Here is a 21,689-nt window from a genome sequence, read left to right on the forward strand (position 1 = left end):
ACGGGCGCACGCGAAAAGGGCCGCCGCCCGAACTCCGGGCGGCGGCCCTTTCACGTACCTCACGTGCTCACTTACTCAGGTGCTCACGTCCACACGTGGTCACGTGCTCACGTGCTCACTCGCTCACGCGCCGAGCAGCTTCCGCACCCGGTCCGCCCCCACCGCGAGGAGCAGCGTGGGCAGGCGCGGCCCGGTCTCGCGGCTGACGAGGAGCTTGTAGAGCAGGGCGAAGAAGGCGCGCTGGGCGAGCTTCAGCTCGGGCGTCGGCTTGGCTTCGGGGTCGAGGCCGGCCATGACCTTCGGGACGCCGTAGACGAGCGTGGTGAGCCCGTCGAGCGACCAGTGGCTGTCGAGGCCTTCCAGGAGCAGGCGCAGCGACTCGCGGCCCTCGTCGTCGAGGGTGCCGAGGAGCTCGGTGTCGGGCTCGTCGCGGACGATGGTGCGCTGGTCGGCCGGGACCTGGTTGGTGATCCAGTTCTCGGCGCGGTCGAGTCGCGGCCGGACCTCGTCGAGCGAGGTGACCGGGTTCTCCGGGTCGAGCTCGGTCAGGATCCGCAGGGTCTGCTCGTCGTGGCCGGCGGTGATGTCCATGACCGAGGCGAGCGTGCGGTACGGCAGCGGGCGCGGCGTGCGGGGCAGCTCGCCGGCGGCCGTGCGGGCCGCGCGGGTGTGGGCCGCGGCGTCGGCGGGGAGCACGGTGCCGTCCGCGACCTTGGCCTCCAGCTTGTCCCACTCGTCGTAGAGCCGCTGGATCTCCTGGTCGAAGGCGATCTTGAAGGACTGGTTGGGCTTGCGGCGGGCGTAGAGCCAGCGCAGCAGGGGCGCTTCCATGATCTTCAGTGCGTCGGCCGCGGTCGGCACGCCGCCGCGCGAGGAGGACATCTTGGCCATGCCGCTGATGCCGACGAAGGCGTACATGGGGCCGATGGGCTGGACGCCGTCGAAGATCTCGCGGACGATCTGGCCGCCGACGACGAAGGAGGAGCCGGGCGAGGAGTGGTCGACGCCGGAGGGCTCGAAGATGACGCCCTCGTAGGCCCAGCGCATGGGCCAGTCGACCTTCCAGACCAGCTTGCCGCGGTTGAACTCGCTGAGCTTCACGGTCTCGGCGAAGCCGCACTCCGTGCAGGTGTAGGCGAGCTCGGTCGTCTCGTCGTCGTACGAGGTGACGGTCGTGAGGTCCTTCTCGCAGTTGCCGCAGAAGGGCTTGTACGGGAAGTAGCCGGACGCGCCGCCGGAGCCGTCGTCCTCGGCCGCGGCGCCGGAGCCTTCCTCGGCCTCCAGCTCGGCTTCGTCGAGGGGCTTCTGCGACTGCTTCTTCGGGGCCTTCTTCGTCCGGTACTGGTCGAGGATGGCGTCGATGGCGCCGCGGTGCTTCATGGCGTGCAGGATCTGCTCGCGGTAGGCGCCGGCGGTGTACTGCTCGGTCTGGCTGATCGCGTCGTACTCGACGCCGAGCTCGGCCAGGGCCTCGACCATGGCGGCCTTGAAGTGCTCGGCCCAGTTGGCGTGGGGCGAGCCGGCGGGGGCCGGGACGGAGGTCAGGGGCTTGCCGATGTGCTCGGCCCAGGACGCGTCGATGCCCTCGATGCCGTTGGGCACCTTGCGGTAGCGGTCGTAGTCGTCCCAGGAGATGAGGTGGCGGACCTCGTGCCCGCGGCGGCGGATCTCGTCGGCGACCAGGTGCGGGGTCATGACCTCGCGGAGGTTGCCGAGGTGGATGGGGCCGGACGGGGAGAGGCCGGAGGCGACGACGACCGGTTTGCCAGGCGCACGTCGCTCCGACTCGGCGATGACCTCGTCCGCGAAACGGGAGACCCAGTCGGTCTCGGTGCTGCTCTGAGCCACGGTCGGTACGTCCTTCTTCCTGGGGGGTCCTGCTGGATGGCCTCGCTGCGGTACAGCCCTACGTGAGCCATTCTCCCAGACGGAAGCACGCGCTCCGTGGTTGTCCACAGGCGGAGAAAACACGTTGCTCTCCCATGGGACACTTGACAAGCGAAATAGACCTGACGAACTCAACAGGAACGGAAGCTCATGGCCTCGGTCCCTTCCCTCGCTTCGACCGTGCAGCAGCGCCTCGCGGACGGACTCTCGGCAGCTCTGCCGGAGGCCGCGTCCGCCGACCCGCTGCTGCGACGAAGCGACCGGGCCGATTTCCAGGCCAACGGCATCCTGGCGCTGGCCAAGCAGCTCAAGGGCAATCCGCGTGAGCTGGCGACGAAGGTCGTCGAGGCGATCCCGGCGAACGACGTCCTGAAGGAGATCGAGGTCTCGGGCCCCGGCTTCCTGAACATCACGGTGACGGACTCGGCGATCATCGACACGCTCGCGGCCCGCGCCGCGGACGCGCGTCTCGGCGTGCCGTTCAGCGAGTCGGCGGGCACGACGGTCATCGACTACGCCCAGCCGAACGTGGCGAAGGAGATGCACGTCGGCCACCTGCGGTCCGCCGTGATCGGCGCCGCGATGGTGGAGATCCTGGAGTTCACGGGCGAGACGGTGGTCCGTCGGCACCACATCGGCGACTGGGGCACCCAGTTCGGCATGCTCATCCAGTACCTGATCGAGCACCCGCACGAGCTGGACCACAAGATCGAGGGTGCCGACGTCTCCGGTGAGGAGGCCATGTCGAACCTAAACCGGCTCTACAAGGCCTCGCGTGCGCTCTTCGACTCCGACGAGGAGTTCAAGACGCGGGCGCGCGCCCGGGTGGTCGACCTCCAGGCGGGCGAGCCGGAGACGCTGGCCCTGTGGCAGCGGTTCGTCGACGAGTCGAAGATCTACTTCTACTCGGTCTTCGAGAAGCTCGACATGGACATCGACGACCCGGACATCGTCGGCGAGTCCGGTTACAACGACATGCTGCACGAGACGTGCCGCCTGCTGGAGGAGTCGGGCGTCGCCGTCCGCTCCGAGGGCGCGCTGTGCGTCTTCTTCGACGACGTGAAGGGTCCGGACGGCAACCCGACCCCGCTGATCGTCCAGAAGTCCGACGGCGGCTTCGGCTACGCGGCGACGGACCTGTCGGCGATCCGCGACCGGGTGGGGAACCTGAAGGCGACGTCCCTGGTGTACGTGGTCGACGCCCGTCAGTCGCTGCACTTCAAGATGGTCTTCGAGACGGCCCGCCGGGCGGGCTGGCTGAACGACGACGTGAAGGCCGTCCAGCTGGCGTTCGGCACGGTCCTCGGCAAGGACGGCAAGCCGTTCAAGACGCGTGAGGGCGAGACGGTCCGGCTGGTGGACCTGCTGGACGAGGCGATCGACCGTGCCTCGGCCGTGGTCCGTGAGAAGGCCCAGGACCTCACGGAGGCGGAGATCGCCGACCGGGGTACGCAGGTGGGCATCGGCGCCGTGAAGTACGCGGACCTGTCGACGTCGGCGGCCCGTGACTACAAGTTCGACCTGGACCAGATGGTGTCGCTGAACGGCGACACCTCGGTGTACCTGCAGTACGCGTACGCCCGTATCCAGTCGATCCTGCGCAAGGCGGGCGACGCCAGGCCGGCGGCGCACGCGGAGCTGGCCCTCGCGCCCTCCGAGCGGGCTCTCGGGCTGCACCTGGACGCCTTCGGCGAGCTGATCGCCGAGACGGCCGCGGAGTACGCCCCGCACAAGCTCGCCTCTTACCTGTACCAGCTGGCCTCGCACTACACGACGTTCTACTCGGAGTGCCCGGTCCTGAAGGCCGACACCCCCGAGCAGGTCGAGAACCGCCTCTTCCTCTGCGACCTGACCGCCCGGACGCTCCACCAGGGCATGGCCCTCCTCGGCATCCGGACGCCCGAGCGTCTCTGACGTCTCTGACGTCTCTGACGTCTCGGGACCGTAGCGAAGCAAAGCGAAGCCCCCGGCACGGGAACACCGTGCCGGGGGCTTCGTCGTCATCGAATGGAGTGCGAGGTCCTGCCCGAGACCTGGTCGATCTCCGTGTGGGCCTTCTGCAGCAGCTGTGAGGCGAGGTCCATGAGCGCGCGGGCGCCCGCGATCTCCTCGCCGACCCGTAGCTGGTCAGGATCGGAGGGGTGCCGATTGGCCGTGCCGTGGGCCCGGAACTCGGTGCCGTCCGTGAGCCGGACCATGGCCGCCGCCCGCGTCCGGTCGCCCTCCTCCTGGAACTCCATCTCCACGTGCCATCCGACGAGCGTGTGCGTCATGAGGACCACCTCCAGCGAGGTACCTGTCGGGGTACCTCTCCAGAGTGCGCCGCCCGGCCTTCAGTGGCGAGCCGACCCCAACTTCTGCGCGACCTCGGTCGCCCAGTAGGTCAGGATCATCTGCGCGCCGGCGCGCCGGATGCCGGTGAGGGTCTCGAAGATCGCCCGGTCGCGTTCGATCCAGCCCTTCTCGGCGGCCGCCTCGACCATCGCGTACTCGCCGCTGATCTGGTACGCGGCGACGGGGACGTCCACCGACGCGGCGACCTTGGCGACCACGTCGAGGTACGGGCCGGCGGGCTTGACCATCACCATGTCCGCGCCCTCCTCCAGGTCGAGGGCGAGCTCGCGCATCGACTCCCGCAGGTTCGCGGGGTCCTGCTGGTAGGTCTTGCGGTCACCCTGGAGGGAGGAGCCGACGGCCTCGCGGAAGGGGCCGTAGAAGGCGGAGGAGTACTTCGCGGTGTACGCGAGGATCGACACGTCCTCCTTGCCGATGGTGTCCAGGGCGTCCCTGACCACCCCGACCTGGCCGTCCATCATCCCGGAGGGTCCGACGACGTGGACGCCGGCGTCGGCCTGGACCTGCGCCATCTCGGCGTAACGTTCCAGCGTGGCGTCGTTGTCGACGCGGCCGTCGGCGTCGAGGACGCCGCAGTGCCCGTGGTCGGTGTACTCGTCGAGACAGAGGTCCGACATGATCACCAAGTCGTCGCCGACCTCGGCGCGCACGTCACGGATGGCGACCTGCAGAATGCCGTCCGGATCAGTCCCTGCCGTACCGGCGGCGTCCTTCTTGGCGTCCTCGGGCACGCCGAAGAGCATGATTCCGGAGACCCCGGCCTCCATCGCCTCCAGCGCGGCCTTCCGCAGGGTGTCGCGCGTGTGCTGCACGACGCCGGGCATGGCCGCGATCGGCACGGGCTCGGCGATCCCCTCGCGCACGAACGCGGGAAGAATCAGATCGGCCGGCTGCAACCGCGTCTCGGCCACCATGCGCCGCATGGCAGGCGTCGTCCGCAGCCGCCGCGGCCGCGCCCCGGGAAAGGATCCGTACGAGTTCATAGGCCCGAGGCTACGCCCGCCCAAACAGTGGTTTTACCGACACGGTGTTGCCGCGACGCACGCATCGGGGTGCGGACCCACCAAGGGACCCGCACCCCGAGCAACCACCTAGGTCGTCCGCCGCCGCCTGGCTCCCGGCCGCCGCTCGGAAGGCCGCGTCACCGGATCTCCCGCCTCCAGCGCCGCCTCCCGCCGCCGCAGTCCGAAGTCCGCCAGCGCCTCGGCGAGCTTGTGCACGGACGGCTCGGGCGACAGCACGTCCACCCGCAGCCCGTGCTCCTCGGCCGTCTTGGCCGTGGCGGGCCCGATACAGGCGATCACGGTCACGTTGTGCGGCTTCCCCGCGATACCGACCAGGTTCCGCACGGTCGACGACGAGGTGAAGAGCACGGCGTCGAAACCACCGCCCTTGATCGCCTCCCGCGTGTCCGCCGGCGGCGGCGACGCCCGCACCGTCCGGTAGGCGGTGACGTCGTCGACCTCCCACCCGAGCTCGATGAGCCCGGCGACCAGCGTCTCCGTGGCGATGTCGGCCCGCGGCAGGAACACCCGGTCGATGGGATCGAAGACCGGGTCGTACGGAGGCCAGTCCTCAAGAAGCCCCGCCGCCGACTGCTCACCGCTCGGCACCAGATCGGGCTTCACACCGAAGTCGACCAGCGCCGCGGCCGTCTGCTCGCCCACCGCCGCGACCTTGATCCCGGCGAAGGCGCGCGCGTCGAGCCCGTACTCCTCGAACTTCTCCCGCACCGCCTTCACGGCGTTCACGCTGGTGAAGGCGATCCACTCGTACCGCCCGGTCACCAGACCCTTGACCGCCCGCTCCATCTGCTGCGGAGTGCGCGGCGGCTCGACGGCGATCGTCGGCACCTCGTGCGGCACCGCACCGTACGAACGCAGCTGGTCGGAGAGCGAGGCGGCCTGCTCCTTGGTACGCGGCACGAGCACCCGCCACCCGAAGAGCGGCTTCGACTCGAACCACGACAGCTGGTCCCGCTGCGCCGGGGCGCTGCGCTCGCCGACCACGGCTATGACCGGCCGGTGACCCTCGGGCGAGGGGAGGATCTTCCCCTGCTTGAAGACCTGGGCGATGGTGCCGAGGGTCGCGGTCCAGGTCCGCTGGCGTGTCGTCGTACCGGCGATCGTGACGGTGAGCGGGGTGTCCGGCTTACGGCCGGCCGCCACCAGTTCACCGGCGGCCGCCGCCACCGAGTCGAGCGAGGTGGACACGACGACGGTGCCGTCGGAGGCGCCGACCTCGGTCCAGCACCGCTCGTCGGCGGTCCTGGCGTCGACGAACCGCACGTCCGTACCCTGCGCGTCGCGCAGCGGGACACCGGCGTAGGCGGGCACGCCGACGGCGGTGGCGACACCGGGGACGACCTCGAAGGGGATGCCCTCGGCGGCGCAGGCGAGCATCTCCGCTCCCGCGTTTCCGTCGAGGCCGGGGTCGCCGGTCACCGCACGGACGACCCGCCTGCCGCCCCTCGCGGCCTCCATGACAAGATTGGCGGCATCCCTCAACACGGGGACTCCGGCGGCTGTTGACGCCTCGTCAACAACCGTCAGCTCAGGCGTGCTCACCCCCGCGCGCGCATGGTCGCGAACGACCTCGAGCACCTCCGGCTCGGCGATCAGGACGTCCGCGCCCGCGAGGGCCTCGACGGCCCTGAGGGTCAGCAGACCGGGGTCTCCCGGTCCTGCGCCGAGGAACGTGACGTGTCCGTGGCCGGTGAAGGCCGAGGACGCTGGGCTGGTGGTCGGGCGGGTGGGGTTCAAAGTGCTCGCTCCCCCATAAGACCAGCCGCACCCTTGGCGAGCATCTCGTCCGCGAGTTCGCGTCCGAGTGCCATCGCCTCGTTGTGCGAGGTGGGTACGGGACCGGTAGTGGACAGCTGCACCAGCGTCGAGCCGTCGGTGGTGCCGACGACGCCGCGCAGGCGCATTTCGGTGACAACCTGCCCGTGACCGGGGTCGTCGGCCAGCAGGTCGGCCAGCGCACCCACAGGTGCGGAGCAGCCGGCCTCCAGGGCGGCGAGCAGGGATCGCTCGGCGGTCACGGCGGCCCGCGTGTGCGGGTCGTCGAGAGCGGCGAGCGTGGCGACGAGCTCGGCGTCGGACGCCGGGCACTCGATCGCCAGGGCCCCCTGACCGGGGGCGGGCAGGACCGTGTCGACCGACAGGTGGTCGAGCGACAGGGAGCCGGTCAGCTCCGCGGTCCCGCCGATGCGGTTGAGACCGGCCGCGGCGAGAACCACCGCGTCCAGCTCACCGCTGTGTACGTAGCCGACCCGGGTGTCGATGTTCCCCCGGATCGGGACGCAGGTGATCTCCAGGTCGTGGCTCTGCGCGTACGCGTGGAGCTGGGCCATGCGACGCGGTGACCCGGTGCCGACGCGGGCGCCCTTGGGCAGCCGGTCGAGCGTGACGCCCGCCCGTGCGATCAGTACGTCGCGCGGGTCCTCGCGCTTCGGGATCGCGGCCAGCACGAGCTCGGGGTGCTGGGCGGTCGGCAGGTCCTTCAGGGAGTGGACGGCGAAGTCCACCTCACCGGCGAGCAGCGCGTCGCGCAGGGCGGCGACGAAGACGCCGGTGCCGCCGATCTGCGCGAGGTGCTCCCGGGAGGTGTCCCCGTACGTCGTGATCTCCACGAGCTCGACGGGCCGGCCGGTCAGCTGCCGGACGGCGTCGGCCACGTGCCCGGACTGGGCCATGGCGAGCTTGCTGCGCCTGGTCCCGAGCCTCAGTGCCCTCTCGGTCATACTCGCCCTCGGTTCTTGACGTCGGCGTCATTCAGGTCGGCCCGGCTGACGGATGCCACCGTCTCCGGGTCGAGGTCGAAGAGTGTCCGCAGCGCGTCCGCGTACCCGGCGCCGCCGGGCTCGCTGGCCAGCTGCTTGACCCGCACGGTCGGCGCGTGCAGGAGCTTGTCCACCACGCGTCGCACGGTCTGGGTGATCTCGGCGCGCTGCTTGTCGTCGAGGTCGGGCAGCCGGCCTTCCAGCCGGGCGACCTCGCCGGCCACGACATCGGCGGCCATCGTGCGCAGCGCGACGACGGTCGGGGTGATGTGCGCGGCGCGCTGGGCGGCGCCGAAGGCGGCCACCTCGTCGGAGACGATGCCCCGGACCTGGTCGACGTCGGCGGCCATGGGCGCGTCGGCGGAGGCCTCGGCGAGCGACTCGATGTCGACGAGCCGGACGCCGGGGATCCGGTGCGTGGCGGCGTCGATGTCGCGGGGCATGGCGAGGTCGAGCAGGGCGAGCGGGGTACGGCGGCTCCGCGCGGCGGTCTCGACGGCCTCGGCGGTGAGGACGAGTCCGGTGGCGCCTGTGCAGGAGACGACGACGTCGGCACGTGTCAGTTCGTCGCCGACGGCAACCATCTCGACCGCGCGTGCGGTCACCCCCGTGCCACCGGGCTCGCTCAGGATCTGGGCGAGCCGCTCGGCGCGGGCCAGGGTGCGGTTGGCGATGACGACCTCGGAGACGCCGGAGCGTGCGAGGGTGGCCGCGGCCAGCGAGGACATCGAACCGGCACCGATGACGAGCGCCCGCTTGCCCTTGGCCCAGGTGTCGACGTCGGCGACGTCGGTGATGCCCGTGACGCCCTGTTCGCCCGTACCGTCGGCGAGCTGCTCCAGGCCGAAGGTGACGAGCGACTGCCCGGCCCGGTCGATCCCGGTCTCGCTGTGGGCGCGCTTGCCGACCCTCAGGGCCTGCTGGAACAGGTCGTTGAGGAGGCGTCCCGCGGTGTGCTGCTCCTGGCCGAGCGCGAGGGCGTCCTTGATCTGGCCGAGGATCTGGCCCTCGCCGACGACCATGGAGTCGAGCCCGCAGGCCACCGAGAAGAGGTGGTGGACGGCCCGGTCCTCGTAGTGCACGTAGAGATAGGGAGTGAGCTCGTCCAGGCCGACGCCGCTGTGTTGCGCGAGCAGCGTGGACAGCTCGGCGACACCGGCGTGGAACTTGTCCACGTCGGCGTAGAGCTCGATGCGGTTGCAGGTGGCCAGGACGGTGCCCTCGGCGGCCGGTTCGGCGGCGAGGGTGTCCTGGAGCAGCTTGACCTGGGTCTCTCCCGACAGCGCGGCCCGCTCCAGGATGGAGACCGGGGCGCTGCGGTGGCTCAGCCCGACGACGAGAAGGCTCATGCCGGCATCACGGCGGGGACGTCCCCGTCGGGTCCCTTGCGGTTGCTGCCCCCGGTGCGGGCGGCGGGCGCACCGGTGTCCGCACCCGTCTCCGGGCCGCTCTCGGCGCCCGCCTCCTCGCCGGCCTTCCGCTGTTCGTGGAAGGCGAGGATCTGGAGCTCGATGGAGAGGTCGACCTTGCGTACGTCCACGCCGTCGGGCACGGAGAGCACGGTCGGGGCGAAGTTCAGGATGGAGGTGACCCCGGCGGCCACCAGCCGGTCGCAGACCTGCTGGGCGACGCCGGCCGGCGTCGCGATGACGCCGATGGAGACGCCGTCCTCGTCGATGATCTTCTCGAGGTCGTCGCTGTGCTGGACCGGGATCCCGGCGACCGGCTTGCCGGTCATGGCGGGGTCGGCGTCGATCAGCGCGGCGACCCGGAAGCCACGGGAGGCGAAGCCGCCGTAGCCGGCGAGCGCGGCGCCGAGGTTACCGATGCCGACGATGACGACCGGCCAGTCCTGGGTGAGCCCCAGCTCGCGCGAGATCTGGTAGACGAGGTACTCGACGTCGTAACCGACACCACGGGTGCCGTACGAGCCGAGGTAGCTGAAGTCCTTGCGCAGCTTCGCGGAGTTGACGCCCGCGGCGGCCGCGAGCTCCTCGGAGGAGACCGTGGGTACGGAGCGCTCCGACAGCGCGGTCAGCGCGCGCAGATACAGCGGAAGCCGGGCGACGGTGGCCTCGGGAATTCCTCGGCTACGGGTCGCCGGTCGGTGAGTTCGGCCAGTTGCCACGGTGCTCCTGCGGGATGAGCGGGGCTGCAGGCGGCCATATGTCCCAAGACCGCCCCGTCGAATGCAGGCTATGTCTTTGTGAACGCGTGCACAAAGATGGTGTCCGTTTTGTCTGGCCAAAGTGACCGGGGTCACGCGGCTGGTTCCGATCGTGACGGAACCGCCGAGCAGGTCAGAGCGTTGAGATCCCGAAGGGGGCAAAACCGCACACACTCCTCACGACGTCGCCCCCGAAACCCAACAAAACGTCCACGATGGTAGCCGCCTTTCGGTCACACACCCAGTTCGCGCCGGAGCCGCTCCGGGTCCACACGCCAGAAGGTGTGCTGTTCGCCATCGACGAGTACGACGGGGATCTGCTCCCAGTACGCCCGGTAGAGCTCCTCGTCGCGCGTGATGTCCTTCTCCTCCCATCGTGCCCCTGTTTCGGCACACACGGCCTCGATCACCGCCCGGGCGTCGTCACAGAGGTGACATCCCGGCTTGCCGATCAGCGTCACGGTGCGCGACCCGGCGTCCTTCTTCTTCGTCCGTCCGAACATGACGTCCATTCTGTCCAATTAACAGGGGAGCCCCGCAGTGTTCACGCCCCGGCATCGTCACAAGTCGGGAAGTACCGAACAGACTGGCTATGCTCACGACATGGCCGCTCTGGGATGGCTCACCCCTCGTAGGCGCTCCGCCACCGCGCGCAGCGTCCTCGCAGGCGAGGCCGCTGCCGAGGCAGCGCGGAAGTCCTCGCTCCAGCTGGAACAGGAGCGGGAGGAGGCTGCGGCCGAGGCAGCCGGCGCGGAGCCCGCGGCCCCGGCCGAACCGGAGTTCCCGGTCGTCGGCGACGTGGAAGCGGCCGCCTTCTTCGACCTCGACAACACCGTGATGCAGGGCGCCGCGATCTTCCACTTCGGCCGCGGCCTGTACAAGCGGAAGTTCTTCCAGCGCCGCGAGCTCGCCCGCTTCGCCTGGCAGCAGGCCTGGTTCCGGCTCGCCGGCGTCGAGGACCCCGAGCACATGCAGGACGCCCGCGACAGCGCCCTGTCCATCGTCAAGGGCCACCGCGTCTCCGAGCTGATGTCGATCGGCGAGGAGATCTACGACGAGTACATGGCCGACCGCATCTGGCCCGGCACCCGCGGCCTCGCCCAGGCCCACCTGGACGCGGGCCAGAAGGTCTGGCTCGTCACGGCCGCCCCGGTCGAGACGGCCACGATCATCGCCCGGCGACTCGGTCTGACCGGCGCGCTCGGCACGGTCGCCGAGTCCGTCGACGGCGTCTACACGGGCAAGCTGGTCGGCGAGCCCCTGCACGGACCGGCCAAGGCCGAGGCGGTACGCGCCCTCGCCGCCGCCGAAGGCCTCGACCTGAGCCGCTGCGCCGCCTACAGCGACTCGCACAACGACATCCCGATGCTCTCGCTCGTCGGGCACCCGTACGCGATCAACCCGGACACCAAGCTGCGCAAGTACGCGAAGGCCCGGGAGTGGCGACTGCGCGACTACCGGACCGGCCGCAAGGCCGCCAAGGTCGGCATCCCCGCCGCCGCGGGCCTGGGCGCGCTCGCCGGCGGCACGGCCGCCGCGGTCGCCCTGCACCGCCGCCGCCACTGACGCCGCCGCCACCCGGCCGGCCGAGCCCCTGCCGATACGTTTCGGCTGCGATCATCTGCGACAACCCCGGACCAGCGGCCCTCACCCGTCCGTGGTCGAACACCACCGCACAGGTCGACTCCCAGGCATTCCCGACTCCTTACCCAGCAGCGGCCCCGATCACTCCCCCGTTCTGCACTTGAGCACAACGCAACGCCCGCGCAGTCACACTCGGAAGCAATCCGATCAACAACCGGTCACGAATAGCGACCAGTTACGACTGCAAGCAGTAACGGAAACGACGTAACCGGTGATTTGAGCAACTGGGTGTAGCGCTGCCTGTACGAAGCGTTATTCTCCTCAGACGCACAAAGGACCCCTCCCGTCGCCACGACGAGTGAACGGTCCTGTACTGCACGTGATGGAAGCTCTGCCTCTGGGAGTCCCGTGTACCCACACGTCGGGGTTGACACCTCGGGCCTGGCTACGCTGCGCGCAACGGTCCTCGACCACTTGCGCGGCTTCGTCCCCACCGCGTACGCCGGCCCCGTCCCCGCCTTCGCCTCACCGGCACCCGCCGGCCCTTGCTATGCCCTGGCCGACGGCAGCGCCGCCGTGGGCAGACGGGGAACCCGCGGCGGCGCCGGAACCTCGACCGCCGCCCGCCGCCCCACCGCCGACAGCGACAGCGCTCGCATGATGGACCTGGTCGAGCGCGCCCAGGCCGGCGAGGCCGAAGCCTTCGGCCGCCTGTACGACCAGTACAGCGACACCGTCTACCGCTACATCTACTACCGCGTCGGCGGAAAGGCGACCGCGGAGGACCTGACCAGCGAGACGTTCCTGCGCGCCCTGCGCCGGATCTCCACCTTCACCTGGCAGGGCCGCGACTTCGGCGCCTGGCTCGTCACCATCGCCCGCAACCTCGTCGCCGACCACTTCAAGTCCAGCCGCTTCCGCCTCGAGGTCACCACCGGCGAGATGCTCGACGCCAACGAGGTCGAGCGCAGCCCCGAGGACTCCGTCCTGGAGTCCCTCTCCAACGCGGCACTCCTCGACGCGGTCCGCCGCCTCAACCCCCAGCAACAGGAGTGCGTGACCCTGCGCTTCCTCCAGGGCCTCTCGGTCGCCGAGACCGCCCGCGTCATGGGGAAGAACGAGGGCGCCATCAAGACCCTCCAGTACCGGGCCGTCCGCACGCTGGCCCGCCTCCTCCCGGACGACGCCCGCTGACCGGTCCGCGCCCCCCACACGCACCCCCACGCCCCGTCCCCCACGCCTCCCCCCACATCCCACGACCCCCGCTCAACTCACAGTCGGTGACCCCTCGGTGACGCACTGGTCCGATCATCTTTCGCGCGTAACCCAAGTGCCGCGCCGCTCGTTGTGCGGAATGCAGGCTCCCTGTGGTCACGCCATGCCCGCAGCCACTCACTCGTTCGTGTGGATGTGTTCAAGGCGTGCAACCTTCCGGACACCCCGGGGAGTCGACCGTCACGACGAGAGGAGGTGCCGCCAGTGATCGCGAACGTATCGGCGCACCGGCGGGCGAACGCCTTCGCCCAGGCCCTGGAGGACCGGGCGGCCGAGGGCGCGGCAGCCGAACAGCCCGAAGCTCCGGCCGAACCGGCCGAGCAGGGACGGCTGTTGGCCTTGTCGAACGGCCTCGGCGAACTGCCGAAGCCACAGCTGGACCCCGAGGTAAAGGTGGTGCAGCGAGCGCAGCTCGTCGCCGCCATGGAAGCGATGCTCATGGAGGGCAGCGCGGCCGCGGGACCAACGGTGCCGGAACAACGGGCACCGGGCGGCAAGGGAGCCCACCGGGCGTCCCCACTCCGCAAGCTCCGCCCCCGCTCCCGCTGGACCAAGGGCCTCGCCGCCGGCGGCCTCACGGTCGGGGTGGCCGCCGGAGCCTTCGGCGGAGTGGCCGCAGCCAGCTCCGACGCCCTGCCCGGCGACTCGCTCTACGGGCTCAAGCGAGGCATGGAGGACATCAAACTCGGGATGGCCGACGACGCCGCGGACCGCGGCGGCATCTACCTCGACCAGGCGTCCACCCGACTCAGCGAGGCCCGCAGACTCATGGAGCGCGGCCGCTCAGGCGACCTCGACCACGAGTCCCTCACCGAGATCCGCCGCGTCCTGGGCGGAATGAAGCACGACGCCAGCGAGGGCCACCGCCTGCTCCGCGAGGCCTACGAGCGGGACGGCGAGATCGGCCCGATGGCCCGGCTCAACTCCTTCGCCCAGGCCCACCGGGACACCTGGAACGGCCTCCGCGACCGGCTCCCCGTCCAGCTCACGGACGTCGGCACCGAGGTGACCGGGGTCTTCGACGCCATGGACGACGAAGTGGAACCGCTCCAGTCGGTGCTTCCCCGCACCCTGGAGAGGGACGGCATCACCACCGAGCGCCCGACCAGCGAAACCAGTACCCCGCAGGACACCCAGGAGCCGGACACCCAGCGTCCGCCGTCCACCCACGAGGCACCGCCCACAGGCAGCGCCTCCGCCCCGCCCCGCCCGTCCGGTCCCACCCCGAGCACCGGCACGAGCACCAGCGCGAGCACGGACAGCGGCAGCACCCCGTCACCGGAGGACGACGGTCTCCTCGGCGGCAACACCGGCGGACTGCTCCAGCCGCCCACCCCGACCGGCTCGCCGACGATCCCCACCCCCACGCCCCCGACACCCCCCGACGTACCGGACGTGACCCTTCCGCCACTCCTGCCGGGCCTGCTACCAGGCTTCGGCATCGACAGCGAGGACGCTCGCTAGCAAGAGGTGAGGGGCGCCCCACGGACGGGGGCGCCCCTCACCTTTCTTTCCGTATCTCTCAGAAGAACTCAGACCTCAGAAGAACACCGACCGCCGCCGCACCAGCAGCTTGGCCCCTCTCCCTCTGCCTCCCTCGCACCACTCGGCCCCAGGGGGCCTCACGGGCTTGCCGCACCGTCAGAAGAACACCGACCGCCGCTGCACCAGCAGCTTGTACAGCGTGTGCTGTATCTGCTCCCTGACCTGGTCCGTCAGGTTGAACATCAGCATCGGGTCCTCCGCCGCCTCCGGCGCGTACCCGTCCGTCGGAATCGGCTCCCCGAACTGGATGGTCCACTTCGTCGGCAGCGGCAACGCCCCGAGCGGCCCCAGCCACGGGAAGGTCGGGGTGATCGGGACGTACGGGATGCCGAGCACCCGCGCCAGCGTCTTGGCGTTCCCGAGCATCGGGTAGATCTCCTCCGCCCCCACGATCGAGCAGGGCACGATCGGCACCCCCGCCCGCAGCGCCGTCGAGACGAAGCCGCCCCGCCCGAACCGCTGGAGCTTGTACCGCTCCGAGAACGGCTTCCCGATGCCCTTGAAGCCCTCCGGCATCACGCCGACGATCTCACCCGCCCGCAGCAGCCGCTCCGCGTCCTCCGCACAGGCCAGGGTGTGCCCCGCCTTCCGTGCCAGCTCGTTCACCACCGGCAGGACGAACACCAGGTCCGCCGCGAGCAGCCGCAGGTGCCGACCCGCCGGATGCCGGTCGTGGACGGCGACCTGCATCATCAGCCCGTCCAGCGGCAAGGTCCCCGAGTGATTGGCGACGATCAGGGCCCCGCCCTTGTCGGGGATGTTCTCGATGCCCTTCACCTCGACCCGGAAGTACTTCTCGTACAGCGGCCGCAGCAGCGACATCAGGACCTGGTCGGTGAGCTCCTCGTCGTAGCCGAACTCGTCGACCTCGTACTCACCCGTGATCCGCCGCCGCAGGAACGCGAGACCACCCGCGATCCGCCGCTCCCAGCCCCCGGCACCGGGCACCGCCCCGGACGGGGACACGACCCCGGCCTCGACACCACTCCCGGCCCCCGCGCCCACACCGCCCCCCGCGTCGACACCGGGCAGCCCTTCCCCGGGTCCCACAGGCTCCTGAGGGCTCTGCTGCGCCCCCGGCAGGGCTCTGACCGCCGCCGCCTCCCCGTCGGCCCGGCTGGGCCGACGACGGGCCCTCGAACGGTCGTCGTCGAACGGAATGACCTTGGCGTCCGCCATCGCTGTCCGGTCTCCTCAGGCGCCGTGATGAAGTGGGTCGGTGTCAGGGGTGGACGGGGCGAGACGGCCGGCAAGCCGGTCCACCGCCCCGGCGAGCATCTCCGGCGGCAGAAGACCCGGCCCCCTGCTGCCCGCGAAGTCCGCGAAGGTCTCCGCCGTCGTGTAGCGCGGCGAGAACCCGAGGACCTCCCGCATCTGCACGGTCGAGACGACCCGGCCGTGAGTGAGCAGCCGGATCTGCTCGGGTGCGAAGTCGGTGATCCCGACCGTACGCAGCGCCGTCCCCACCCAGGTGACCGCGGGCAGCAGCACCGGGACGGTCGGCCGCCCGAGCCGCCGCGCGCACTGGGAGAGCAGCAGCACCCCGTCCCCGGCCACGTTGAACGTGCCGCTGTTCAGGGTGGCCCTGCGGGGCTCGTGCGCCGCCAGGCGCAGGACGTCGATCACGTCGTCCTCGTGGACGAACTGGAGCCTCGGGTCGTAGCCGAGCACGGTCGGCATGACCGGCAGCGACAGGTACTCGGTCAGCGGCGAGTCGGCCCGCGGCCCGAGGATGTTCGCGAACCGCAGCACGCACACGGCCACGTCCGGCCGGCGCCGGGCGAAGCCCCGCACGTACCCCTCGACCTCGACGGCGTCCTTGGCGAAGCCCCCGCTCGGCAGCGACTTCGCCGGCGTGGTCTCGGTGAAGACCGCCGGGTCGCGCGGGGCGGAGCCGTAGACGCTCGTACTCGACTTGATCACGAGCCGCTTGATCCGCGGCGACTTCTGGCAGGCCCCCAACAGCTGCATGGTGCCGATGACGTTGGTCTCCTTGACCGACGTACGGCCGCCGGCGCCGAGCGCCGTACCGGTGACGTCCATATGGACGACCGTGTCGACCTCGTGCTCGGCGAGGACCTTCGCGATCGCCGGCCGGCGGATGTCCGCCCGTACGAACTCTGCGGCGCCGAGCTGGTGGGCCGGGGCGACCGCGTCCACCGCGATCACCCGCTCCACGTCCGGGTCCCGCTGGATTCGCCGTACGAAACGGCCCCCGAGGTGCCGAGCGGCACCGGTGACGAGCACGACCCTGCCCAAGATCAGCGCCTTCCGTCCGTCTTCCGTTGGTCGCCACCGTAGCGCCTCCGGATTTCGGCGCGAATAAGGCGTGGCCCTCCACCGCGAACGGTGAAGGGCCACGCCTGACGCACTGAACGCTGCGATGCAGCGGTCGCCTTACTTCTTGTTGCGACGCTGAACGCGCGTGCGCTTCAGCAGCTTGCGGTGCTTCTTCTTCGCCATCCGCTTGCGCCGCTTCTTGATAACAGAGCCCACGACTACCCTCGCTCACTTCTCGGAACATCCCCGCCTCCCGGCGGGGATCGGTGCGGGGCGTCTGGGCCCACACGACCTACGTCGGCCTAGCCTACCGTCCCGAGCACCGCGCTTGTAATCCGAGGGTCGTACGCGACTTTCCCGGCTTAACGGCCGCGCGCTCGCTACGCGGTCCCCACCCCCACGAAGGACTCCCTCAGGTACTCGTGAACCGCCTGTTCCGGCACCCGGAAAGACCTGCCCACCCGGATCGCCGGCAGATGACCGCTGTGCACCAAGCGGTACACGGTCATCTTCGACACGCGCATCACCGAGGCGACTTCCGCCACGGTCAGAAACTTGACCTCGTTGAGAGGTCGATCGCCAGCAGCCATGACCCACCTGTACCTTCCGCCGCGACGCCCACCGGCTTCCCCTCCGGTGACTCTTCGTCGCCAAGCGCTCACTCGCCAGACTAGGGGCGGGTGGTACGAGTGGGGAAGAGGAGCTGTCATCGGCCGTTTACCGTGACAGACACGCTCGATTGAGTACATAGCGCATCAGCGGACGGTAGTAGACGGAGCGCACGCCGTCATCAAGCGGAACGGCCACCGACACCTGCCCCTCCGCCTCACCGACGAACAGCGCCGGATCATCCGTATCGGCGAGACCGATGGCCTCGATACCCAGCTGACCTGCACCGCAGACCCATCCGTGGTCCCCGACCACCAGCTCCGGCAGCGGCCCGCCACCCTCGGCCGCGCTTTCGAGCGCGGCCCTAACCGGCAGCGCGGAGTGCGAGTGCACCCCCCGCTCACGGCCCCTCCCCGACAGCCCGGGCTCACGCACCAACGCGACCCCCCGTACGTAGTCGAGGAGGTACGTACGTACGCCGAACCGGGTCGTTATGTCGACACATCGCCCCTGCGCCGGGGTGAGGACAAGACATCCCGCCGCCGACAAAGCGTCTGCAAGCGCGACGTAGAAACCGAGCAGACGGTGCGGATGCCCCGTCCCGAACAGCACCGGAACCCGTCGCGCGGCCGCCGCCCCCAACCGCGCCGCGAAGGCGTCGAGCCCCCTCAACGTACGCTCCGGATCGATGACGTCAGGCCCCGACCGGTGCGCCGGATCCCCCGACACCCCGCACTTGTCCGCCATCAACCGCAGCAGATCCGCCTCGCCCCACCCCCAGGCCGGATCGAGCCCCAGCAGCACCCGCGGATCACGCGCGGCGAAGAGCCGATAGCTCCGCAGACTCACCTCCCGCGACGTCGCCACCGTCCCCGCCAACCCCGCCGCCAAAAGATGCGCCCGCAGCGCCCCGGTACTCAACACCCTCCCGATGCTGCCGGAACACGCCGACCCCGGAGCCGAAACCCCAGGGACAGTGCACAGTCGGCGTAACGCACGAGGAGACCTCGCCCCGAACGTCGTCCCACGCCCCTAGGGAAGCAGCCCCCGCAGCGGGAAGGCAGCCTTCCGGGTCGCGAGCACCGCCTGGTCCAACCGATCCGCCGGGTCGTATCCCTCGGCCCAGTCCCGGAAGCCCACCGGCCACCGCCCGTCCGTCATCCGCGCCGGCCCCAACTGCCGGGTACGCGCGTACACCTCGTCCCGCCAGGACGACGGGATCACGGACTCCGGATCCACCGGGGCATGCGCCGCGATCCCCACCAGATGCGTCCACGACCGCGGCACGACATCCACCACCGCGTACCCGCCACCACCGAGCGCCAGCCACTTCCCGCCCTCGACGTACTCGTGCGCCAGCTCGTGACAGGCCGACTGCACCGACCGCTGCGCGTCCAGCGACACCGCCAGATGCGCGAGCGGGTCCTCGAAATGCGTGTCCGCCCCGTGCTGCGTCACGAGCACCTGCGGCCGGAAGTCCGCGATCAGCTCCGGCACCACCGCGTGGAAGGCCCGCAGCCACCCCGCGTCCCCCGTCCCGGCCGGCAGCGCCACGTTCACGGCCCCACCCTCACCCGGCCCCGCCGCACCCGTCTCCTCCGGCCACCCGGTCTGTGGGAACAGCGTCCGCGGATGCTCGTGCAGCGAGACCGTCAGGACCCGCGGATCCTCCCAGAACGCCGCCTGCACCCCGTCACCGTGGTGCACGTCCACGTCCACGTACGCGACCCGCTCCGCCCCCAGCTCAAGCAGCCGGGCAATGGCCAGCGACGCGTCGTTGTAGATACAGAAGCCGGACGCACTCCCAGGCATCGCGTGATGCAGCCCGCCCGCGAAGTTCACCGCGTGCGCGGCCTCCCCGCGCCACACCGCCTCCGCCGCCCCGACCGACTGCCCGGCGATCAGCGCCGACACCTCGTGCATCCCGCCGAACGCCGGATCGTCGACCGTCCCGAGCCCGTACGCCTGGTCCGCGTGACGCGGATCCGCCGAGGCCGCCCGCACCGCCGCCAGATAGTCCTCGCGGTGCACGAGCCGCAGCGTCGAGTCCCCGGCCGGCGGCGCCGCGACCACGTCCACGGCCCGGTCGAGCCCGTACGCCCGCACCAGCCCCATGGTCAGCGCGAGCCGTACCGGATCCATCGGATGCTCGGACCCGAAGTCGTACTGGGTGACAGCTTCATCCCACATCAACAGTGCGCGGCCGCTCATGCCCGCCACCGTATCTGGCCTCTCGCGAACCGAACGACGTGGCGTACACCACCGTCACCAGGACAAGCGCCATCGGCACCAGCATCGCCCCCCGATAACTCCACGCGTCCCCGAGCGCCCCCACCAACGGCGACCCGACGAGGAACCCGACGTAGTTGAAGACATTGAGCCGCGCCACGGCCGCGTCACTCGCCCCGGGACCGTGACGTTCACAAGCCAACCTCCCGGCCGCGGCGAAGGTCTGCGGCACGATCACACTCAGCCCTAGCCCCAGCACCGTGAACCCGGCGATCCCCGCCCACACCCCCGGCGCCACCGCCACCACCGCGAACCCCAGCGCCGCGAGCACCGCCCCGCACCGGACGACGGTCGCGGCCCCCAGCTTCCGCACCCCGAAGTCACCCACCGCCCGCCCCAGCAGCGTCGTCACCATGTACGCGTTGTACGGCAAGGTCGCCAGCTCCTCCGAACTGCCGAGCACGTCCTGGAGGTACTTGGCACTCCAGTTGGAAACCGTGGAGTCCCCTATGTAGGCGAAGGTCATGACGAGACAGAACGGCAGCAGCAACGCGAAGGCGAGCCGACTCCCCCCGCTCTCCCCGCTCTCCCCAGTCTCCTTCTCCACCGCCCGGTGCTCCCCGGCCCCGTACCACCGGCTGCCCACCAGGGCGACGGGCAGCAACAGCGCGACGACCGGCAGATACGACACGAACAGCGACAGGTTCCAGTGCGCCCCCACCCAGGCCAACGAGGCGCCGACGATCCCGCCGAGGCTGTACGAGGCGTGGAACCCCAGCATGATGCTCCGCCCGTACGCCCGCTGAAGGTTCACGCCCAGCATGTTCATGGACGCGTCGAGAGCCCCCACGGCGAGCCCGAAGAGCCCGAGGGCGACCGCCGCCTCCCACAACTCGGTGCCGGCCCCCACCCCCAGGAGGGCGAGCAGGACGACGGGCTGCGCCCACCGCAGGACCACCGCGGGCCCCACCCGGGCGACGACCTTCTCGGTCGCGACGCTCGCCACCCCGGCAAGGATCGGCACGGCGGCGAGGAAGGCGGGCAGCAGCGCGTCCGAGATCCCGTACCGGTCCTGGATCCCCGGTATTCGGGTCACGAGCAGCGCGAACGTGACTCCCTGCACGAAGAAACTGATCGCCAGGGATCCCCGCCCACGCCGCAACCGCGCATCCGTCATGGCGGCTCAGCGTAGGGCCGGGGCCTACCGATGGGTAGATGGATCACAGACCCAATGTCGCGGGGAGCTCCCCCATCGTCCCGAAGAACCCGGTGGCGCCGGCGAGCTTCTCCGCGGGTGTCATCGCCGTGAACCCGTACACGTCCATCCCTGCGGCAACAGCGGCCTGGACCCCGAGCCGGCTGTCCTCGACGACCACGCACCGCTCCGGTGCGACCCCCATCCGCGCGGCGGCGTGGAGGAACAGGTCGGGCTCGGGCTTGCCCCGCCCCACGTCCTCGGCGCTGAAGACGTTCTCGTCCCGGAACCACGCGTCGAGCCCCGTTTTCCGATGCCCCACCCGAATCCGCTCATGGCTCCCGGACGAGGCCACGCAGTACGGAACCCCGGCGTCGGCCAGCCCCTTCAGCACCTCCGCGGCCCCGCACACAGCCTCCAGCTCCCTCTCGAAGGCGGCGAAGACCCGCGCGTGGAACGTCACGTCGAAGTCCGCGGGCAAGCACTCCCCGGTCCGCTCCTCGACCAGTTCGTGGATGCGGTGCATGGCGGACCCCATGTAGTCACGCACCGACTCCTCATACGAGGTCGGATGCCCGAGCTCCGTCAGATAGCCGGCAAGAAGCGTGTTGGAGATGGGCTCGCTGTCCACGAGCACACCGTCGTTGTCGAAAATGACCAAGTCGTATCGCATGGACAAAGCCTAGAACGCAAAAATGCCTCAACCCCCGGACAGAGTCCGGGGGTTGAGGCTAAAAATTGTTCGGCGGCGTCCTACTCTCCCACAGGGTCCCCCCTGC

Annotated in this window: 20 protein-coding genes; 4 read left to right on the top strand and 16 right to left on the bottom strand. The window is 70.4% G+C overall.

The features are described from left to right. Positions 1 to 123 precede the first annotated feature (123 nt). Positions 124 to 2,022 (bottom strand): lysine--tRNA ligase, encoded by a 1,899-nt coding sequence (gene lysS, locus ACFWWU_RS25520; RefSeq protein ID WP_384148118.1) that lies wholly within the window; start codon positions 2,020 to 2,022, stop codon positions 124 to 126. A 15-nt stretch (positions 2,023 to 2,037) separates the two neighbouring features. Between lysS and argS the strand changes: the two genes are divergently transcribed. Continuing rightward, entirely contained in the window at positions 2,038 to 3,801 is a 1,764-nt protein-coding gene (gene argS, locus ACFWWU_RS25525) for an arginine--tRNA ligase (RefSeq protein ID WP_384148119.1), read from the top strand. Between the two features lie 86 nt (positions 3,802 to 3,887). Here argS and ACFWWU_RS25530 read toward each other — a convergent pair whose 3' ends face one another. From ACFWWU_RS25530 to ACFWWU_RS25560, 7 genes are all read right to left on the bottom strand, one after another. Continuing rightward, positions 3,888 to 4,160: a DUF1876 domain-containing protein gene (locus tag ACFWWU_RS25530; protein WP_384148120.1), complete on the bottom strand. Its 273-nt coding sequence runs from the start codon at positions 4,158 to 4,160 to the stop codon at positions 3,888 to 3,890. 60 nt (positions 4,161 to 4,220) lie between these two features. Then, positions 4,221 to 5,225 (bottom strand): porphobilinogen synthase, encoded by a 1,005-nt coding sequence (gene hemB / locus ACFWWU_RS25535; RefSeq protein ID WP_384148121.1) that lies wholly within the window; start codon positions 5,223 to 5,225, stop codon positions 4,221 to 4,223. A 108-nt stretch (positions 5,226 to 5,333) separates the two neighbouring features. Next, positions 5,334 to 7,004 carry a uroporphyrinogen-III synthase gene (locus ACFWWU_RS25540; protein ID WP_384148122.1) on the bottom strand — a complete coding sequence of 557 codons (1,671 nt, stop codon included), beginning with the start codon at positions 7,002 to 7,004 and terminating at the stop codon, positions 5,334 to 5,336. Continuing rightward, positions 7,001 to 7,987, bottom strand: coding sequence for a hydroxymethylbilane synthase (hemC, locus tag ACFWWU_RS25545; protein ID WP_384148123.1), 987 nt, complete (start codon positions 7,985 to 7,987; stop codon positions 7,001 to 7,003). The genes ACFWWU_RS25540 and hemC overlap by 4 nt, the downstream gene beginning before the upstream one ends. After that, entirely contained in the window at positions 7,984 to 9,375 is a 1,392-nt protein-coding gene (locus ACFWWU_RS25550) for a glutamyl-tRNA reductase (protein ID WP_384148124.1), read from the bottom strand. Before ACFWWU_RS25550 ends, hemC begins: the two co-directional genes overlap by 4 nt. Beyond that, on the bottom strand, positions 9,372 to 10,154 hold the full coding sequence (locus ACFWWU_RS25555; RefSeq protein ID WP_384148125.1) for a redox-sensing transcriptional repressor Rex: 783 nt from the start codon (positions 10,152 to 10,154) through the stop codon (positions 9,372 to 9,374). Before ACFWWU_RS25555 ends, ACFWWU_RS25550 begins: the two co-directional genes overlap by 4 nt. Positions 10,155 to 10,426: 272 nt before the next feature. Continuing rightward, the gene (locus ACFWWU_RS25560; protein WP_384148126.1) at positions 10,427 to 10,705 is read right to left on the bottom strand and encodes a glutaredoxin family protein; all 279 of its coding nucleotides are present in this window, start codon (positions 10,703 to 10,705) and stop codon (positions 10,427 to 10,429) included. A gap of 91 nt (positions 10,706 to 10,796) precedes the next feature. Here ACFWWU_RS25560 and ACFWWU_RS25565 point away from each other — a divergent pair, with 91 nt between their 5' ends. The 3 genes from ACFWWU_RS25565 (at position 10,797) to ACFWWU_RS25575 (ending at position 14,516) form a co-directional block, all read left to right on the top strand. Continuing rightward, positions 10,797 to 11,759: an HAD family hydrolase gene (locus ACFWWU_RS25565; protein WP_384148127.1), complete on the top strand. Its 963-nt coding sequence runs from the start codon at positions 10,797 to 10,799 to the stop codon at positions 11,757 to 11,759. 426 nt (positions 11,760 to 12,185) lie between these two features. Continuing rightward, complete coding sequence (locus ACFWWU_RS25570; RefSeq protein ID WP_384148128.1) at positions 12,186 to 12,971, top strand: ECF subfamily RNA polymerase sigma factor, BldN family; 786 nt, start codon at positions 12,186 to 12,188, stop codon at positions 12,969 to 12,971. Positions 12,972 to 13,256: 285 nt separating this feature from the next. Continuing rightward, positions 13,257 to 14,516, top strand: a complete 1,260-nt coding sequence (locus ACFWWU_RS25575) for a DUF5667 domain-containing protein (RefSeq protein WP_384148129.1) — start codon at positions 13,257 to 13,259, stop codon at positions 14,514 to 14,516. 177 nt (positions 14,517 to 14,693) lie between these two features. On the opposite strand, the gene ACFWWU_RS25580 is transcribed toward ACFWWU_RS25575, so the two are convergent. From ACFWWU_RS25580 to ACFWWU_RS25615, 8 genes are all read right to left on the bottom strand, one after another. Beyond that, positions 14,694 to 15,776, bottom strand: a complete 1,083-nt coding sequence (locus tag ACFWWU_RS25580) for a lysophospholipid acyltransferase family protein (RefSeq protein ID WP_384148130.1) — start codon at positions 15,774 to 15,776, stop codon at positions 14,694 to 14,696. Positions 15,777 to 15,791: 15 nt separating this feature from the next. After that, entirely contained in the window at positions 15,792 to 16,856 is a 1,065-nt protein-coding gene (locus ACFWWU_RS25585) for an NAD-dependent epimerase/dehydratase family protein (protein ID WP_384148131.1), read from the bottom strand. A gap of 138 nt (positions 16,857 to 16,994) precedes the next feature. After that, a complete protein-coding gene (locus ACFWWU_RS25590) occupies positions 16,995 to 17,093 on the bottom strand; it encodes a 30S ribosomal protein bS22 (RefSeq protein WP_003948845.1) in 99 nt (32 codons plus the stop codon). Between the two features lie 164 nt (positions 17,094 to 17,257). Then, positions 17,258 to 17,467: a helix-turn-helix domain-containing protein gene (locus ACFWWU_RS25595; RefSeq protein ID WP_030223786.1), complete on the bottom strand. Its 210-nt coding sequence runs from the start codon at positions 17,465 to 17,467 to the stop codon at positions 17,258 to 17,260. Positions 17,468 to 17,594: 127 nt separating this feature from the next. After that, a complete protein-coding gene (locus ACFWWU_RS25600; protein WP_384148132.1) occupies positions 17,595 to 18,410 on the bottom strand; it encodes a phosphatase in 816 nt (271 codons plus the stop codon). A 108-nt stretch (positions 18,411 to 18,518) separates the two neighbouring features. After that, positions 18,519 to 19,697 (bottom strand): acetoin utilization protein AcuC, encoded by a 1,179-nt coding sequence (locus tag ACFWWU_RS25605; RefSeq protein WP_384148133.1) that lies wholly within the window; start codon positions 19,695 to 19,697, stop codon positions 18,519 to 18,521. Next, entirely contained in the window at positions 19,666 to 20,892 is a 1,227-nt protein-coding gene (locus tag ACFWWU_RS25610) for an MFS transporter (protein ID WP_384148134.1), read from the bottom strand. The genes ACFWWU_RS25605 and ACFWWU_RS25610 overlap by 32 nt, the downstream gene beginning before the upstream one ends. Positions 20,893 to 20,935: 43 nt before the next feature. Further along, positions 20,936 to 21,583, bottom strand: coding sequence for an HAD family hydrolase (locus tag ACFWWU_RS25615; protein ID WP_384148135.1), 648 nt, complete (start codon positions 21,581 to 21,583; stop codon positions 20,936 to 20,938). Positions 21,584 to 21,689 lie beyond the last annotated feature (106 nt).

It is taken from the genome of Streptomyces sp. NPDC058650 (genome assembly GCF_042717315.1).
Lineage (GTDB): Bacteria > Actinomycetota > Actinomycetes > Streptomycetales > Streptomycetaceae > Streptomyces.